Here is a 16372-nt window from a genome sequence, read left to right as displayed (position 1 = left end):
TAGTTTGTTTGCCTACTGAGGCTTGCCCATAGTGACATCTGGGTGGCTTTCGGTGCGAGATAGGCTGCCCTAAGTCAGCGCTTCGCGGCGCCTGTGGCCTGCGGTTCAGCCCTCGGGGGCCAGCATCGTTCGCAGCATGGACAGCATCTCCGAGCGCGAGTCCGCGCCGAGGCGACGCCGGATCCGCGCCACATGATGCTCGACCGTCTTTGCCGAGATGAACAGTCGGCCCCCGATGTCGCGATACGGCATGCCCAACAGGAGAAGTTCGGCGACTTCGCGTTCGCGCTGAGACAGGGCCGAGCCCGACGGCGGGTGGTGTGGCGCGGAACGGCCAGCGTCCTCCGGCTCCGCGACGACGGGAGCCTCCCCGATCCCGCTGCCCACCTTGAGGTCTCGGGCCAGTTGCAGCATGGCACCGGACACCCGCCCGTCGGGTGCCTGCAGGGCGGCCTGACCGGCGAGCCGGGTGGCGTCGGAGGTCAGCCCGACGCTCGACAACGCTCGAGCCGCGGCGGTGACCTCGTCGACGTCGACCTGATCGGCGAGCACCCGCAGCCAGGTGCGGCCGGCCGCGGACAGCGCGCGTGCCATGGTGCTCTCGCCGGCGGCGGCGCCGAGGGCCTGCCCGTGCGGCGCGACCAGCTCCGGTGAGTTGGCGAGGATTCCCGCGTGCACACCGGCCCAATGCAGGGGCGCGGACCACAACGCCGGGTTGCCCAGGGCGTCGAGCAGCCCGAACGCCTGATCCAGGGGATGCCGCAGCCGTTCGACCTGTCGCATCCGGGCTGCCGCCACCCACAATTCCCCCAGCGGCAGCAGCGCGAACAGGTCGACCGAGTACTCCGCGAGCACCTCCATGGCCTCATACCAATGTTTTTGCAGCGCACCCGCGTCGCCGCTGCGCCGCGCGATCGCGGTCTGCAATGCCGCCGCCCACAGCGCGTCGCGCCGATGCAACCCGGCCGCGTCCTCGCCCGCCGCCGGCAGCTGCCCGTCCTGCATCTTGAGCCAGCCCGACAGCAACGCGTGCCGATGCCCGAACAGCGCGTCGCCCTCGGCGCGGGCGATGACGCTGCGGGCGCGCACCGGATCGCCGCCGTGGATGGCGGCCAGCGCGACGAGCGCGGCGGGGCTGTCGGGCATCACCTCGGTCGGTGGTTGTCCGGCGGGAAACGCCTGGCCGAGCTGCGCGATCGCCACCGGATACGGGCGATCCATGGTCGCCAGCAGCCCTTCGGCGAGACCGCGCGCGCTGCGTGCGGCCATGGTCGGCGGGCCGGTGTCGTTGGGGCGTAGGGCGGCGCGCGCTGCGGCGAGATCACCCGTCGCGATGTGCACGAGCGCCGCGGCGCCGCCGACGACGGCGTCGGGCTGCGGGCCAAGCCAGGCGAACAGTTCGGCCGCCTGGCTCGCCTTGCCGTCATGGACGGCGATGCTGGCGGCGATGCGCACCGCCGCCGCGCGTTCGGCGGGATCCGGCGAGGCGAGCAGGCCGTCGGCCAGCGCCGCCGCCGACGCGCAGTCTCCGGTGCGGGCCAGCGCGCCGGCGATTCGCGGCGCGACGCCGTCGGCACCGGCGGCCGCCGCCGCGCGGTACAGCCTTGCGGCGCCGACGGGATCCGCCGGCGCGGCTTCGGCCTGCCGAACGAGCATGGCCGCCAACCGGTCGTCGGTGAGGCCGTGTTCGGCGAGTTGGAGTGCGAGGGCCGCCGACACCGTCGACATGTCCAATTGCGTACGCACGAGCGAGGTTTCGACCTCACGGTGGTGCGTGTTGCCGACGAGCTGGGCGACCGCGCCGTGAACCAGCTGCCGGAATCCCGGGTCGTGTGAGGGTTCGACGAGCCCGCTCGCCCGCGCCCGATCGACGAGTTGGTTTGCCTGTGTCATCGAAATCCCCAGTGCCGCGGCCACATCCGCAGCCCCGAAGCCGGGGGTCAGCGACGTGATGAGGAGGGTGTCCAGGGTGAGCTCGTCGAGTCGGCGCAACCGGTCGATCAGCGCATACGTGGCCGCCTGTGCTGGGGCCCGCGCCCCGTCGGTGACCGCGCGCACCAGGAAGGGGATTCCGGCGGTGCACTCCAGCAGGTGCTCGGCGACGGGCAGTGGGCCGAGGGATATGTGTCGTCCGTCCCGTTCGATGGCCAGGGCCACGTCCCGCAGCCGGTCCCACGGCTCGGCGGCCACCACAACCGTCGCGTCGTCGGCCAACCGCTCGAGGAGGGTCTGCCGCTCGGCGTCGGTCAGCAAGTGGGCATCGTCGACAACCAGCGTCGCGTCCGGCGGGTCGCCGGCGCGCGGTGGGCGCGCCAGCACCGTGAGCCCGGTATCCCGCAGTTTGCGGCGGACGGCGGCAAGAGCAGTGCTCTTGCCCGTGCCGATGCCGCCGCTGATCAGGAGCTTCACCGGCGTCGTCGCGGCGTCGGCGAGGACCCGAAGCGCGTCGCGCACCTCCGGTGGGACGTCCACGGGGGACTCGCTCATCGCGCCGGCCCCCTTCCATCCGATCCCGCATTTCCCCTAACGACGCACCCCCTAATACTGCCCTACGGGAGGCGGGTTTCGCACCGATCACCGCGGGGGCCGCGGCCGATACGCTCTTGGTATCCGGCCGGAAGGCCCGGCAGAAGGACTCACCGCGGCAGGGAGGTGCGCCATGGCAAACTCGTTGCTCGACTTCGTGATCTCGCTGGTGCGCGATCCCGACGCCGCGGCGCGCTACAGCGCCAACCCGGCGCAGGCGATCGCAGACGCGCATCTTACGGGTGTGACCAGTGCGGATGTCAACAATCTGATCCCGGTGGTGTCCGACTCGGTGTCGATGGCCCAGCCCGCCGGTTCCCTTTCGGGAGCGCCGATCGCCGAGCACGGCAACGTTTGGGCAAGCGGCGCCGCCGCGGCCGCGCTCGATGCGTTCACGCCGCACGCCCCCGCCGCGGTCGTCCAGCCGCACGGTCCTGCGGGCGGCGTGATCACCCAACCGGCGACGCCCGCAGTGCCCGAGGCCCCCACCGATCCACATCCGGTCGGTCTCGACCCGCACGAGCCATCGGTGCTGCTCACCGGCCTGGAAACGCCCGGCAATACGGTCGATCACGGGCTGTTCCCGGCCGACGACGTGAGCGCCTGGGACCACCCCGCCGCCCACCCGCATCCCGGCGACCCCGACCATCACGGCTTCGGGATCCACGGCTGATTCACGCCTCGTTGTCGGCGGGCCGAGAATCAGCCGATGCAATCCATTGACGTGCACAAATGCGGCGCAACAGACGCCTTGGGCGTGGGCCGTTGCGTGAGCAACGGATCCCCCTAATCCCCTAATGGGGGGACCGCCTCGATCCCTATGGGTGCTCGCGCGGCTGGGGGATCGGGCCCCGATTCCGCGCCGGTCGGAAATCCATAGCGTGTATATCGAAACGCCGGTCGGCCGGCGAAGTCTTCGAGATCGAGGGGAATCGACATGGACGCGCTGATCCGGTACATCCTGGGGCTGTTCACCAGTCCCGACGCGGCCCAAGCCTTTCTTGACGGCCCACAACAGGCAATGACCCTGGCGGGCATCAACGCGACACCTCAGCAGTTCGCGATGGCCGCGGCCAGCGCGATGCCCGGTGTGGACCTCGGCGGCGATCCGGTCGGTGGCTTGCAGCAAGTCCTGACCGACCAGTACGCCTACGCGCCGGCCTACGGGGGATATGAGCCCTACGGCGGCTATGCGCCGAGCCTGGTTTCTGCGGTTGCCGACGACGGCGCCGCACTCGTGGGCGACGCCGTTGCCCCCGCCGTGTACGGCGCCGACGCTGCCCTGGTCGACGGCGGCTCCGTCGTGGGCGGCTTGGGCGCAGGGCTGGTCGACGCCTTCGACGCTGGGCTGTGGAACGCCGCCGACGCCGGGTTCGTCGGCTCCGGGGGCGGGTTCGGTTGGCAGCCCGGCTGGGGCGGATTCGGACCCGGCACCGGTGAGCTCGGCGGCGGCTTCGGACCCGGCTGGGGTGCCTTCCAACCCGGTTGGGGTGACTTCGGGCCTCGTTGGGGTGAGTTCCGGCACGGTTGGGGCGGCCCCCACGCCGGTTGGGGTGAGCCGGGGCCCGGTTGGGGCGGTCCCCACCCTGGTTGGGGTGAGCCCGGACCGGGCTGGGGGACCGGAGGCGAACCGGGTTGGGGTGGATTCGGACCCGGTGGCCTCGTCGGCGAGCAGCTCGGCGGCGGGTTCGGTGCAGGGATCGGCGCCGAGGTCAGCGCCGGCCTGAATCTTGGTTTCGGTGTTGGCGGTGGAGCGGGCTTGGGCGCCGAGATCGGTGCTGGCTTGGGCCTTGGCTTTGGGGCCGGTGTGGGCGGTCAGACCGGGTTTGCGTTGGGCGGCCAGGCGAGTGTGGGTGCTCAGATCGGTGCAGGCTTGGGTCTTGGGATCGGGGCTGGTCTGGGTGCTCAGACCGGTATCGGTTTGGGCGGCCAGGCGGGCTTCGGGGGCGGCTTGGGACTCGGCGCTGGGGCCGGTGTGGGCGTCGGGGGCGGTTTTGGCCTCGGCGGTGTCGCGGGCCTCGGGGCTGAGGCGGGACTCGGCTCTCGCGCCGGTCTCGGCGGCGGTGTCGCACTTGCGGGCCAGGCTGGACTTGGTGGTGAAGCCGGCGTTGGCGGCGGCGTCGGATTGGGCGCTACCGCTGGCCTGCGTGGCGGTGTAGGTCTCGCCAGCGAAGCCGGCTTCGGTGGTGGTGCTGGTCTTGCTGGGGGTGCCGGGCTTGGCGGTGAGGTGGGTCTCGGCGGTGCAGCCGGACTAAACGGCGCTGCTGGCCTTGGCGGTGCGGCCGGGCTGAGCGGCGGCGCTGGGTTGGCTGGTGGAGCCGGGTTTGGCGGTGGTGCCGGGTTGGCTGGGAACGCTGGTTTGGCTGGCGGTGCCGGGTTGGCTGGGAACGCTGGTTTGGTTGGCGGTGCCGGTCTTGCTGGTGGTGCCGGGCTCAGTGGTGGTGCCGGGTTGGCTGGCAACGCTGGTTTGGCTGGCAACGCTGGTTTGGCTGGCAACGCTGGTTTGGCTGGTGGCGCCGGTCTCGGCGCTCAAGCGGGGGTCGGTGGCCAGGCAGCAGGTGGGGTCGGCGGCCGGGCCGCCGCAGGATTCGGTGCTAGCGGCCAGGCGGGTGGCGGCTTCGCCGGTGGCGCCGGTGGCCAAGCAGGTGTTGGCCTCGGCGGACAAGCGGGCGGTGGCTTCGGTGTGGGCGCCGGAGGCCAGGCTGGTTTGGGCGCGGATGCCGGGCTCGGTGGCCAGGCCGCACTCGCCGGCCAAGGTGGCCTTGGTGCCGGCGGCGCGTTCGGCGCGGGTGGCCAGGCGGGTGGCGGCTTTGGCGGTGCTGCCGCCGGCGGGCTCGGCGGCCAGGCCGGTCTTGCGGGCCAGGCGGGTCTCGCCAGCCAAGCCGGTCTTGCGGGTCAGGCGGGTCTTGCGGGTCAGGCGGGTCTTGCGGGTCAGGCGGGTCTCGCCAGCCAAGCCGGTCTTGCGGGCCAAGCGGGTCTTGTCGGCCAGGCCGGTCTCGCCAGCCAAGCTAGTCTCGCCAGCCAAGCCAGTCTCGCGAGCCAGGCGGGTCTTGCGGGGCAAGCGGGTCTTAGCGGCCAGGCCGGTCTTGCAGCCGGCGGGGGGCTGGCCGGTGCCGGCAACGTTGGCGCCAACGTCGCGCTCGTCGGCGGCGCGACTGGTCAAGCGGGATTGATTGCCAGCGAAGGTGCCGCGCTGAATGGTGCTGCGACACCGCATGTTTCGGGTCCGCTGGCCGGCGTCGGGGTCGGCGGTCAGGCGGGCGCCAGCGCGGCGGGCGGCGCTGGATTGGGCATCGGCGCTGAGCGCAGCAGCGCCATCATGAGCGGCGACAGCGCCGCGCTGGGCAGCCACCCGACTCCCCAGGCGGCGGCTCCCGCCATCGCCGGTGGGGCGGGCTTGGGCGGACACGCCGGCGCCGGCGCCGTGGCGCCCGGAATCGCCGACGGGCCCGCCGCCGCTGCCGGCGGCACGGTGACTGGTGGTGGCGTCTTGGCCGGTGGCCCCGGCGGCGCCGGCCACGGTCAGATCCTCGGCCAGGAAGGTGCGACGCTCGGCGGTGGCGGTCCCCTCAATGCCGGCGGCGTCCCGGCCCAGCACGCCCCGGTCGCCCCTACCGCGCAAGGCCCGGCCATTCAGGGCGGTGGCACGGTCGGCGGCCATGCGACGCCTCCATCGAACCCCGGCTCGGTGATCCAGAGCCCGGGCGCCGGTGATCCGGTCAACCACGGCGGCACCGGCTCCCCGGTCATCCAGCAGCCGGCGCAGGCGCCGGCTCACACACCGGTCATCCAGCAGCCCGCGCAGCAGCCGGCTCACACGCCCGTCATCCAGCAGCCGCCCCACTCGCCGGCCCCGGTCGACCATGCGCCCGCGCCAGTCCAGCACGCACCGGCCCCGGTCCAGCACGCACCGGCGCCGGTCCAGCACGCGCCGGCACCCGTCGAGCACTCGCCGGCCCCTGCGCCGCACAGCCCGTCGGTGTTCCAGGGCACGCCGCACGACCCGGCACCGGTGCACGCTCCGGCGCCGGTCCCGCACCCGGCGCCGTCGGCGCATCCGGTCGGGCCACACGGGTAACACTGCGGGACAAAGGGCGACGGCGGGGACCTTGTTTGGTCCCCGCCGCCGCTTCACGCATACCGTGATCTCAGTGCATCGCAGCGAGAAAGTGGGGCAACACGGGTGACCCAACCGGATGACCCTCGGCGGGTCGGCGTCATCGTCGAATTGATCGACCACACCGCCGCCATCGCCGAGCTCAACAATCGCGGTGACCTCGTGCAGCGGCTCACCCGGGCCCGGGAGCGCATCCTCGATCCGCAGATCCGTGTGGTGATCGCGGGTCAGCTCAAACAGGGCAAGAGCCAACTGCTCAACTCGCTGCTGAATCTGCCGGTGGCCCGAGTCGGCGACGACGAGGCCACCGTGGTGATCACCGTCGTCGGCTATGGCGAGCCGCCGTCGGCGCGGCTGGTTGTCGCCGCGGGTCCCAACGGCGAGCCCGCACGCATCGAGATTTCGGTCGACGACCTCAACACCAACCTGCGCCGCGCGCCGCAGGCCGGCGGCCGCGAAGTGCTGCGCGTCGAGATCGGGGCGCCCAGCCCGCTGCTGCAGGGCGGGCTTGCCTTCGTCGACACCCCCGGCGTGGGCGGCCACGGGCAGCCGCACCTGTCGGCGACGCTCGGGTTGCTGCCGGACGCCGACGCCCTGTTCATGGTCAGCGACACCAGTCAGGAATTGACCGAACCGGAAATGCGGTTCATCCGCCAGGCGTATCAGATCTGCCCGGTCGCGGTGCTGGTGGCGACCAAGACGGACCTCTACCCGCACTGGCGCGACATCGTCAACGTCAACGCGGCGCACCTGCAGCGCGCGGGGGTGCCGATCCCGATCCTGCCGGTCTCGTCCCTGTTGCGCAGTCACGCCGTCACGCTCAACGACAAGGAACTCAACGACGAATCCAACTTCCCGTCGATCGTCAAGTTCCTCAGCGAAAAAGTGCTCTCCCGCCAGACCGATCGCGTCCGAGATCAGATCTTGTCCGAGATTCGTTCGGCCGCTCAGCATCTGGCGATGTCGGTCGGGTCGGAGCTGACCGTCATCGACGACCCGGACCTGCGCGACCGCCTCGCCGACGACCTCGAGCGGCGCAAGTGGGAGGCCCAGAACGCCCTGAACCAGTCGGCGATGTGGCAGCAGGTGCTCAACGACGGATTTACCGACCTGTTCGCCGATGCCGATCACGACATGCGGGCGCGCTTCCGCGCGATCACCGAAGACATTGAGCGCCAGATCGATTCGTGCGACCCGACGCGGCATTGGGCCGAAATCGGCAGCGACGTGGAGGAGGCGGTCGCCACCGCAGTCGGGGACAACTTCGTGTGGGCATACCGGCGGGCCGAGGCGTTGGCCGAGAACGTGGCGCGCTCGTTCGCCGATGCGGGCCTGGACTCGGTCATGTCGCCGGAGCTGACGGGACGCCTGATGGGCGGCGACTTCGGCCGGCTCAAGTCGCTGGCGGAGCTGGAATCCAAGCCGGCCGGGAAGGGACAGAAGGTCGTCACCGGATTGCGGGGCTCCTACGGCGGTGTGGTGATGATCGGCATGCTGTCGTCGGTTGCCGGGCTGGGCCTGTTCAACCCGCTGTCCGTGGGAGCAGGGCTGCTGCTTGGCCGCATGGCGTACAAGGAGGACAAGGAACACCGGCTGTTGCGGGCGCGCGCCGAGGCCAAGACGAACGTGCGCCGCTTCGTCGACGACGTATCTTTCGTGGTGGGCAAGGAATCTCGCGATCGACTCATGGCGATCCAGCGCACGCTGCGCGACCACTACCGCGACATCGCCAACGAGGTCACCCGCTCGATCAACGAATCGCTGCAAGCCACGATCACCGCAGCGCACATCGAAGAAGCCGAGCGCGACACCCAGATTCGTGAGCTGGAGCGGCAGTTGAACATCCTCGAGCAGGTGATCGACAACGTGGGCAAGCTGACACCGCCGATGGCCGTGGGACGTTCGTGAGCACGAGCGATCAGGTCCGCGCGATCCTCGGCGGAACAATCCAGGCCTACCGGGCCGAACCGGAGTATCGCCAACGTCCCGACGTCTTCTACGAATTGGAGCGCATCGGCGCGCGCCTGAACGAGCCCATCCGCATCGCGCTGGCCGGCACGCTCAAGGCCGGAAAGTCGACTCTGGTAAACGCTTTGGTGGGAGAGGACATCGCCCCGACGGACGCCACGGAGGCCACCCGGATCGTGACGTGGTTCCGGCACGGCCCGACCCCGAAGGTCACCGCCAACCATTGGGGCGGGCGGCGCGCAAACGTTCCGATCAACCGCAGTGCGGGCCTGACCTTCGACTTCGCGGCGCTCAACCCCGCGGACGTGGTCGACCTGGACGTCGAATGGCCCGCGGAAGAATTGACCGACACCACCATCGTCGACACCCCGGGGACGTCGTCGCTGACGCGTGAGGCCTCCGAGCGAACGCTGCAGCTGTTGATACCGCCCGACGGGGTGCCACGGGTGGACGCGGTGGTGTTCCTGTTGCGCACCCTCAACGCGGCGGACGTTGCGCTGCTCAAGCAGATCGGTCGACTCGTCGGCGGCTCGGCCGGGGCGCTCGGCATCATCGGCGTCGCGTCGCGGGCCGACGAGATCGGCGCCGGCCGCATCGACGCGATGCTGTCGGCGGCCGACGTGGCCAAACGGTTCACCCGCGAGATGAATGAGACCGGCATCTGCCAGGCGGTGGTTCCGGTGTCCGGCCTGCTCGCGCTGACGGCACGCACGTTGCGCCAGAGCGAGTTCGCGGCGCTGCGCAAGCTCGCGGGAGTCGATAGCGCCACGCTCAGCAAGGCCATGCTGAGCGCGGACCGATTCGTGCGGGCCGACAGCCAGTTGCCCGTCGATGCGGCCACCCGCGCTCAGTTGTTGGAGCGGTTCGGCATGTTCGGCATCCGTATTTCGATCGCCGTGCTGGCCGCCGGGGTCACCGACGCGGCGGGGCTGGCCGACGAACTGCTGGAGCGCAGCGGGCTGGTCGCGCTGCGGCGCGTCATCGACCAACAATTCGCGCAACGCTCCGACATGCTCAAGGCCCACACCGCCCTGGTGTCACTGCGCCGATTCGTCCAGGCCTTTCCGATCGTGGCGACGCCCTACGTCATCGCCGACATCGACCCCTTGCTGGCAGACACCCACGCCTTCGAGGAACTTCGCCTGCTGAGCCAATTGCATTCACGTCCAACGACATTGAACGACGACGAGCTCGCTTCGCTGCGCCGCATCATTGGCGGGTGGGGCACGGACCCGGCCAGCAGGTTGGGCCTACCCCCCGAGGACCTGCACGGCCCGGAGGGCCCGCGGGCCGCCTTCGCCGCGGCCCAACGCTGGCGCCGCCGCGCCGAGCACCCCCTCAACGACACGTTCACCACGCAGGCGTGCCGCGCCGGTGTGCGCAGCGCCGAGGCGATGGTGGCGGATTTCGCCGCGCGCGGTTACGACGCGTCCAATGCCCAACCGGGCTAACGCCCGAACGGCGGTTGCGGCAGGGGCAGCGGCAGCGGCAGCGGCCGTTGCCGGGTCGTCGTCGGGGCCGCGGTGGTGGTCGCCTGCGATGTCGTGGTCGGCTGGGCGCTCGTGGTGGTCGGCGCCGTCGTCGTTGTGCTGGGCGGCGGGCTGCTGGTCGTGGTCGTGGTCGTGGTCGTGGTCGTCGGCGGCTGGGTCGTCGTCGACGACGACGGCGCGGGCGGCGGCGGGAGCACCGTCACGGTGGTGGTGCCGTTGGGCTCCGTGATCGTCTCCGTTTGCGACGTCTGCGGCGGTGCCGGTTCGGTGGGCGGGGTGTTGTTGGTCGGAGTGGTTTTCGGGTGGCCCAGGGTCAGCGCCAACACCACCGCGAGCAGCACGGCCGCGGCCGCGCCGACGACGCTCAACACCAGCGCGGTGCGCTTGTACCACGGCAGCGTCGCGGTCGCGGCGGCCGCGCGGCGGCTGTCGGCGTCGCCCAATTCCGTTGGCTCCCGGCCGTATTCGCCGGTCATGTCGGGACCGACATAAGGCACCGGCTCGGCGGAGTCGTCGGCGTCCGCCGACCACGCCAGGGCGGGGCCGCCGTCGACGACCTTGGCGGTCTCGACCAGTTCGGTCGGGTTTTCGACGACGGGACTCGCGGCGGTCGCGAGGCCCGCCGCGGCCTGCTGCTGGCCCAGGACCGCGGCACCGACGGCGGCGGCGAACGCGGGCTGCGGCGCGGTGTGGATGGGCACCCGCAGGCGGTCCGACAGGCGCGCGGCGATCAGCGGGATGCCGGCGCCCCCACCGACGGCCGCGACGGCCGCCAGGTTGGATCGTTGAATCCCGTTGCGCTGCAACGTGTCTTCCACGGTGCTGACGAATCCGTCCAGCGGTTGCGAGATGAGCTGTTCGAGTTCGGCGCGGGAAAGGCGGACGTCGCCGGCGGAGGTGGTGGTGGTGCTCGACAGCTGCTCCTTGGCGCGGCGGCATTCGGCGAGCTGGCGCGCCTGCGCGCCGATGCGCGCGGTGGCGGCCAGGTCGGTGCTGGTGGCGTCGGAGCCGCCCGAGCGCACGTAGTCGAGGATGAGCTGATCGATCCCGTCGCCGGAGAAGTCGGTGTAGCGCACCGACGCACCGATCTGCGCAAGGGCCGACCCCGCGTTGATCAACGTGACGCTGGTGCCGCTGGCGCCGAAATCGCACACCGCGACGACGCCAGCCGGGAACCCCGGGTGGGCACGCAGCGTCGCCAGCGCGGCGGTGGCGTCGGGGATCAAGGCCGGTGCCACACCGCCGCGGGTCAGGTCCGGCTGGGCGAAGAACTCGTCGCGCAGCGCGTTGGTCTGCGCCTCGGACCAGTACGCGGGCACCGCGACGGTGACGGGCGTGCCGTAGCCGACCGTGCGCGCCATGGCTTCGATCGCCTCGACCGTCAGCACCTCGCCGAGGTACTTCGTCCCGTCGGCCGCCACCAGCGGAGCCCGGTCCCCGACCCGCTCGACGAAGCCGCGCAGCACCAGCCCGGATTCGGACAGGTTCGGGTTTTCCTCGGGCAGGCCGATTTCGGTGGGCCGGTTCTCGAACAGCGTCAAGACCGAACTGCGGACCACCGGGGCGCCGCCCGAACGGACCGCGACCAGGTTGGCCGCGCCGATCGACAGCCCGAGCGCCTCGCTCACGACGCGGACTTCACTGGGAGAGGCCCGGCGGCAGCGTGACCACCGGCCCGTCGGGAATGGTGATCACCGACGGCAGCTGGGGCATGTGGTGCCGATGCGTCGGCTGTTGCTGGGTCGGCTGGTGGGTGGGCTGCTGGGTCGGCTGTTGCGCCGGCGGCTCGCCGGCGCTGCTGCTGGGCGGCGGCGCCGACGATTCGGTGGTCGTCGGCGTCATCGTCGTCGTGGTGGTCGTCGTCGCGGTGGTGCTGCCCGTGGTGCTCGGGCTGGGGCTGGGGCCCTGGCCGCCCTGGATCAGCTCCATGAGCCCGTAGACGATCAGCGCGAGCAGGATCAGGACCGCGACAATCCAGGCGATGATCCCGACGGGTTTCCGGTACCACGGGGTGGGCTCGGGCTCCTGTTCGAAGGGATCGAGCGCCTCGGGTTGCTCCGGCTGGTCGGGCGGCGGTTCACCCGCCGCCGGGGGCCCGCCCAGGGCGCCGTAGTTCGCATACTGCGTGCGCCGGTTGTGGAAGTCGTCCGGTGGGCCGTTGGATGCCACGGCACCGATGGTACTGACACCGCTTTCGGGCCAGCTCAGGCGCGCGGGCGAGACGGCGTTCGCCGGTGTTCAGTCGGCTCCGGCGGGCGCGGTCACCGAAGCCCGCGTTCCGTCGCCCGTTGTCGACGTGATCCTCATCGATCCGCCCATCGCGTCGATGCGGACCGCGAGCGAGGCAAGTCCGATGTGCCCGTCGGCTACGCATCGATCCAGGATGGCCGGATCGAAGCCGATTCCGTCGTCCACGACGCTCAGCGTTATGGCGTCGCCCGCCCGGGCGAGGCGAACCTTTACGGTGCTCGCCTGCGCGTGCTTGTTGACGTTGGCGAGCAGTTCGCGTGCCGCCCGGTAAAGCAGGGACTGCGACCGTGGCCGGCCGACCTCTTCGAGATCGGCTTCGATGGCGAAGTTCCCGCGGTGCTCGTAGGAGCGAATCAGCTCACGCAGCGCGGCGGTGAGGCCCACTTCGGTGAGCACCTGCGGATGCAGCGCGGTGACGGTGCCGCGCAGCTGGGTCGCCGTGTCCTGCACCGCCCGGTAGGCGGCCTCCAGCCCCGCATCGGTGTACCGCTCGCGGGCTTCCTCGAGTTCGAGGCGCGCCGCCAGCAGATCTTGCAGCGGTCCGTCGTGCAGGTGCTCGGCCAGTGCTCGGGCGTTGCGCTCGTCGGCGCGCATCGACTCCGTGACAAGTGTGCGGCGCATCTCAAGCAGTGCTGCCACCCGAGCCGCGGCGCGAGTCAGGAAATAGCACAAGGCGGTCATCGCGGCCGCCAACCACAACAGCAAACCGAAATGGGTGTACACCACGCTGGGGAGTTCGACGCTGTCGTCACGCTTGGAGTAGACGATCCACACACCGAGATACCCGACGGCGGTGGCGATTCCAACCGTGGCCGCCAGCGCGGGCCGATCCTGGAATGCCACCGAAATGGGCAGCAGAAAGAACACCGGTAGCAACGCCACGGTGGCTCCACCCGAAACCACGCACAGCGCCACCACGGTCAGCACGTCGATGCCCGTCGACACCCAGCCGGCCCACGGTGGCACCGGTCCGCGCAGCACCACCACTACCCACACCAGCGCGGCCACGCTGTAGGCGCCGAGGATTACCGCGTAAGCCAGCGGCAACCAGTGCTCGACCTCCCACACGGAGACCAACAGGACGATCAAACCGATCAGCGGCAAGCGCAGAAACGCCGACAAGCGGACGGGCTCGGCCGCAACGAAGTCGACCAGATGAGCCAGTGAGCGGCCCATGTTATTCCAGCAACCCGCGCCGCATCGCAGCCGCGACGGCCGCGGCGCGATCACTGACGCCGAGTTTCTCGTACAGGCGCTGGACGTGGGTCTTGACCGTGGACGGCGCCAGATACAGCTCCGCGGCGATCGCGGGAATGCTGAGGCCCTGGGCGATGAAATTCAGCACCTCGCGCTCGCGTGGGCTAAGCGCCGGGGCCTGGGCTTCGCCGCGGCGGCGGATCTCCCCGGCCAGACCGGCGGCAAGCGCCGCGGGCACGACATCTCGGCCGTCGGCGCAGTCGAGCACGCCCTTCACGATCTCGGTTTTCGTCGATTCTTTGGGCAGGAATCCCGCGGCCCCCTCTGCCAGGGCCTGGAAGACGATCGCCGACTCGTCGTGCGCCGACAACAGCAGCACCCGGGTGGGTAGCTCGTCGCCCCGTACCGCGGCCGCTACCTTCGCACCGTCCATCCCGGGCATCCGGTAGTCCAGCAGCGCGACGTCCGGACGATGCGTCTTGATCAGGTCCAAGGCGGCGATACCGTCGTCGGCCTCGGCCACCACGTCCACTTCGCCGCTCGACGTCAGTGCGCGCACCACGCCGTCGCGGAACAGCGGGTGATCGTCGCCCACGACCACACGCACTTTCCCGGTCGTTGCCCGGCCGACCATGCCGCCCAGTGTCACACACGGGTTGCCGCGGTTTCCCCCAATCGGGGGACGCGCGATTCATCCCACGCGCCGACCCGTCGGCGGACAGACATCGCTGAACCGGCCCGGGATAGTCATTGCGGGGGTGGAACCGACAGAAGGATCCACGTGTCCAACATCAGGGATGTAACCATCGCCTCTGTCGCAGGGGTGTCCGACGCCCGGCTCGAATGGGTGTCGAAGGCGCTGTGCCGCACCACCGATCCCGACGAGCTCTTCGTTCGCGGGGCGGCGCAACGCAAAGCGGCCGCCATTTGCCGGCACTGCCCGGTTGCCGCCGAGTGCCTCGCCGACGCGCTCGATAACCACATGGAGTTCGGCGTGTGGGGCGGCATGACCGAGCGCCAGCGGCGGGCGTTGCTCAGGCAGCACCCGGAGGTGGGCTCCTGGTCGGAGTTCCTCGCTCGGCGTAAGCGCCGCAGGACGGGCTAGGCGACCAGGCCGAGTTCCTGGTCGATCTGCGCCCAGTACTGCGGACCATCCAGGGTGAGGATGATCCAGTCGTGAATCTGGCCGTTGGCCAGCACGAAGTTGAACGGGGCGTTGGCCAGGGTGGCGTTGTGCTGCAGGACAAGCACGTCGGGGGACAGCGAATCCAGGTTGCCGGTGTAGACATACGTCGGCGGGAGCCCGGTGAGGTTCCCGTACAGCGGGCTCACCATGGGGTTGGTCGTAGAAAGGCCGCCCGCCCACTCCTTGCCGATCTGTATCCCGGGCGCAACAGGCAGCAGCGGGTCCTGGACGAACGCGATGTTCGGGTTGCTGAACGTGACATCCAGCCACGGCGACAGCAGGACCATCGAGGTTGGCATAGCGGCATTCGGATTCTGGGCCAACGTGTATTCGAGGGCCGCAAGTGCCAGGTTGCCGCCGGCGGAGTCGCCGGTCACACTGACATGCCCGGGGTGTGCGGCGACCTGCGAGTTGATGAAGCCGGCCATGTTGGGCACCACCGTGCCGGCGGTGCCGCCCTGCTGCAGCAGCGGGTAGATCGGCACCTCGATGGTCGCGCCGGTCTGGTAGGCCATCACCGTGTAATCGAGCCAATGGAAGATCGACGGCGCGAAGATGAACGCGCCCCCGTGGATGGCCACCACGTAGTCGCCGTTGGGATGAGCCGGGGTGATCTGCACGACGGGCATCCCGTTATAGGTGGTGTGCTGCACCGTTTCCCCGAGCAGCAAGGGCAGCAACCGCGGCGGGGTGTTGGACAGGCCTATCCCAAGTAGCGGGTTGTCGCCCGTGAACAGCTGCAGGAACGGGGAACTGGGCGACGAAAGCTGGGCTTCCAGCCCGGGGAAGAAGCCCAGCAGCGGTTTCACCGGGTACAGCGCGGCTTCTTCGAATCGGGTGGCCAGCGACGGTCCGCCGGTGTAGGTCCCCGTTTGCGTGGCCGAGAACGGCGGATTCGCCGGCGCACCGAAGATGGTGCCGAAGACCGTGTTGGCCACATGGTTGAATTCGCTTTCGACTGCCTGGACGAATTCACCGGGCAGGCTTTCCAGCGCCTGCTCCCACGAGCCCAATTGCGCGACGGTCGCCGACGCGCTGGCGTGATACCCGCCCATCGCGGCGACGTCCTGGGCCCACATCCGCTCGTATTCGGCCTCGGCGGCCGCGATCGCCGGGGCGTTCTGACCGAACAGGTTCGAGAGCACCAGCGACACCAGCTGGCCGCGATTGGCCGTTATCATGCCGGGGTCCACGATGGTCGCCAGCGCGGATTCGTACGCGACGGCGGCCGCCCGGGCCTGGGCCGCCGACTGCTCGGCTTGCGCGGCCGCCCCGCCCAGCCAGTTCACGTAGCGGGCGGCCGCGCTCGTCATGGACGCCGACGCCGGGCCCTGCCACGCCTGGCCGGCGAGGTCGGAGGTTAACGAGCTGAACGCGGTGGCCGCCGAACTCAATTCGGAGCCGACGCCGTCCCAGGCCGCCGCCGCCTCCAGCATCGGCCCCGGACCCGGGCCGTCAAGCAGCAGTATCGAATTCACCTCGGGCGGCCACACCGTAAAGCTCATTACTGCTCCCCTCGATCAACGCTGATCAACCCCACTGCAGCAACGTACATCCTGCAATCCGCTCACACGCCGGAACGCCCAGGGTGGCGAACGGGTACCCGCGGCGGACCGAATTCAGTCCACCGACTTCGCC

General features: G+C 70.5%; 13 protein-coding genes and 1 pseudogene. 7 read left to right on the top strand and 7 right to left on the bottom strand.

All coding sequences use genetic code 11. The features are described 5' to 3' along the window. Positions 1–105: 105 nt before the first annotated feature. Positions 106–2487 carry an isoniazid response ATPase/transcriptional regulator IniR gene (gene iniR, locus AC5Y2S_RS12450; protein WP_499956432.1) on the bottom strand — a complete coding sequence of 794 codons (2382 nt, stop codon included), beginning with the start codon at positions 2485–2487 and terminating at the stop codon, positions 106–108. A gap of 172 nt (positions 2488–2659) precedes the next feature. On the opposite strand from iniR, the gene AC5Y2S_RS12445 reads away from it, so the two are divergent. From AC5Y2S_RS12445 to AC5Y2S_RS12435, 3 genes and pseudogenes are all read left to right on the top strand, one after another. After that, complete coding sequence (locus tag AC5Y2S_RS12445; RefSeq protein WP_499956431.1) at positions 2660–3199, top strand: Rv0340 family IniB-related protein; 540 nt, start codon at positions 2660–2662, stop codon at positions 3197–3199. Between the two features lie 264 nt (positions 3200–3463). Next, a pseudogene (locus AC5Y2S_RS12440) lies at positions 3464–3676 on the top strand (IniB N-terminal domain-containing protein); the annotation flags it as partial. Between the two features lie 730 nt (positions 3677–4406). After that, complete coding sequence (locus tag AC5Y2S_RS12435; protein WP_499956543.1) at positions 4407–4685, top strand: hypothetical protein; 279 nt, start codon at positions 4407–4409, stop codon at positions 4683–4685. A gap of 92 nt (positions 4686–4777) precedes the next feature. Here AC5Y2S_RS12435 and AC5Y2S_RS12430 read toward each other — a convergent pair whose 3' ends face one another. Further along, positions 4778–5689 carry a hypothetical protein gene (locus AC5Y2S_RS12430; protein ID WP_499956542.1) on the bottom strand — a complete coding sequence of 304 codons (912 nt, stop codon included), beginning with the start codon at positions 5687–5689 and terminating at the stop codon, positions 4778–4780. Between the two features lie 6 nt (positions 5690–5695). Between AC5Y2S_RS12430 and AC5Y2S_RS12425 the strand changes: the two genes are divergently transcribed. From AC5Y2S_RS12425 to iniC, 3 genes are all read left to right on the top strand, one after another. After that, positions 5696–6604, top strand: coding sequence for a hypothetical protein (locus AC5Y2S_RS12425; RefSeq protein ID WP_499956541.1), 909 nt, complete (start codon positions 5696–5698; stop codon positions 6602–6604). 105 nt (positions 6605–6709) lie between these two features. Further along, positions 6710–8551 carry a dynamin family protein gene (locus tag AC5Y2S_RS12420; protein ID WP_499956430.1) on the top strand — a complete coding sequence of 614 codons (1842 nt, stop codon included), beginning with the start codon at positions 6710–6712 and terminating at the stop codon, positions 8549–8551. After that, complete coding sequence (iniC, locus tag AC5Y2S_RS12415) at positions 8548–10062, top strand: isoniazid-induced dynamin-like GTPase IniC (RefSeq protein ID WP_499956429.1); 1515 nt, start codon at positions 8548–8550, stop codon at positions 10060–10062. The genes AC5Y2S_RS12420 and iniC overlap by 4 nt, the downstream gene beginning before the upstream one ends. On the opposite strand, the gene AC5Y2S_RS12410 is transcribed toward iniC, so the two are convergent. The 4 genes from AC5Y2S_RS12410 to AC5Y2S_RS12395 form a co-directional block, all read right to left on the bottom strand. Further along, positions 10059–11729, bottom strand: coding sequence for an Hsp70 family protein (locus AC5Y2S_RS12410; RefSeq protein ID WP_499956428.1), 1671 nt, complete (start codon positions 11727–11729; stop codon positions 10059–10061). The genes iniC and AC5Y2S_RS12410 overlap by 4 nt on opposite strands. A gap of 10 nt (positions 11730–11739) precedes the next feature. Continuing rightward, positions 11740–12270, bottom strand: coding sequence for a hypothetical protein (locus AC5Y2S_RS12405; RefSeq protein WP_499956427.1), 531 nt, complete (start codon positions 12268–12270; stop codon positions 11740–11742). Positions 12271–12339: 69 nt separating this feature from the next. Continuing rightward, the gene (locus AC5Y2S_RS12400; RefSeq protein WP_499956426.1) at positions 12340–13527 is read right to left on the bottom strand and encodes a sensor histidine kinase; all 1188 of its coding nucleotides are present in this window, start codon (positions 13525–13527) and stop codon (positions 12340–12342) included. Position 13528: 1 nt separating this feature from the next. Beyond that, the gene (locus AC5Y2S_RS12395) at positions 13529–14182 is read right to left on the bottom strand and encodes a response regulator (protein ID WP_499956425.1); all 654 of its coding nucleotides are present in this window, start codon (positions 14180–14182) and stop codon (positions 13529–13531) included. Between the two features lie 147 nt (positions 14183–14329). Between AC5Y2S_RS12395 and AC5Y2S_RS12390 the strand changes: the two genes are divergently transcribed. Then, positions 14330–14653 carry a WhiB family transcriptional regulator gene (locus tag AC5Y2S_RS12390; RefSeq protein WP_499956424.1) on the top strand — a complete coding sequence of 108 codons (324 nt, stop codon included), beginning with the start codon at positions 14330–14332 and terminating at the stop codon, positions 14651–14653. On the opposite strand, the gene lipY is transcribed toward AC5Y2S_RS12390, so the two are convergent. Further along, positions 14650–16239, bottom strand: a complete 1590-nt coding sequence (gene lipY / locus AC5Y2S_RS12385; protein ID WP_499956423.1) for a triacylglycerol lipase LipY — start codon at positions 16237–16239, stop codon at positions 14650–14652. The genes AC5Y2S_RS12390 and lipY overlap by 4 nt on opposite strands. Positions 16240–16372 lie beyond the last annotated feature (133 nt).

The sequence above is a fragment of the Mycobacterium sp. NGS69 genome, assembly GCF_059812165.1.
This window is presented reverse-complemented; position numbering and strand designations above follow the sequence as displayed.

Coding starts and splice junctions, on each gene's coding strand:
- iniR (WP_499956432.1), bottom strand. CDS start 2,487: ATGAGCGAGTCCCCCGTGGACGTCCCACCGGAGGTGCGCGACGCGCTT.
- AC5Y2S_RS12395 (WP_499956425.1), bottom strand. CDS start 14,182: ATGGTCGGCCGGGCAACGACCGGGAAAGTGCGTGTGGTCGTGGGCGAC.
- AC5Y2S_RS12400 (WP_499956426.1), bottom strand. CDS start 13,527: ATGGGCCGCTCACTGGCTCATCTGGTCGACTTCGTTGCGGCCGAGCCC.
- lipY (WP_499956423.1), bottom strand. CDS start 16,239: ATGAGCTTTACGGTGTGGCCGCCCGAGGTGAATTCGATACTGCTGCTT.
- AC5Y2S_RS12445 (WP_499956431.1), top strand. CDS start 2,660: ATGGCAAACTCGTTGCTCGACTTCGTGATCTCGCTGGTGCGCGATCCC.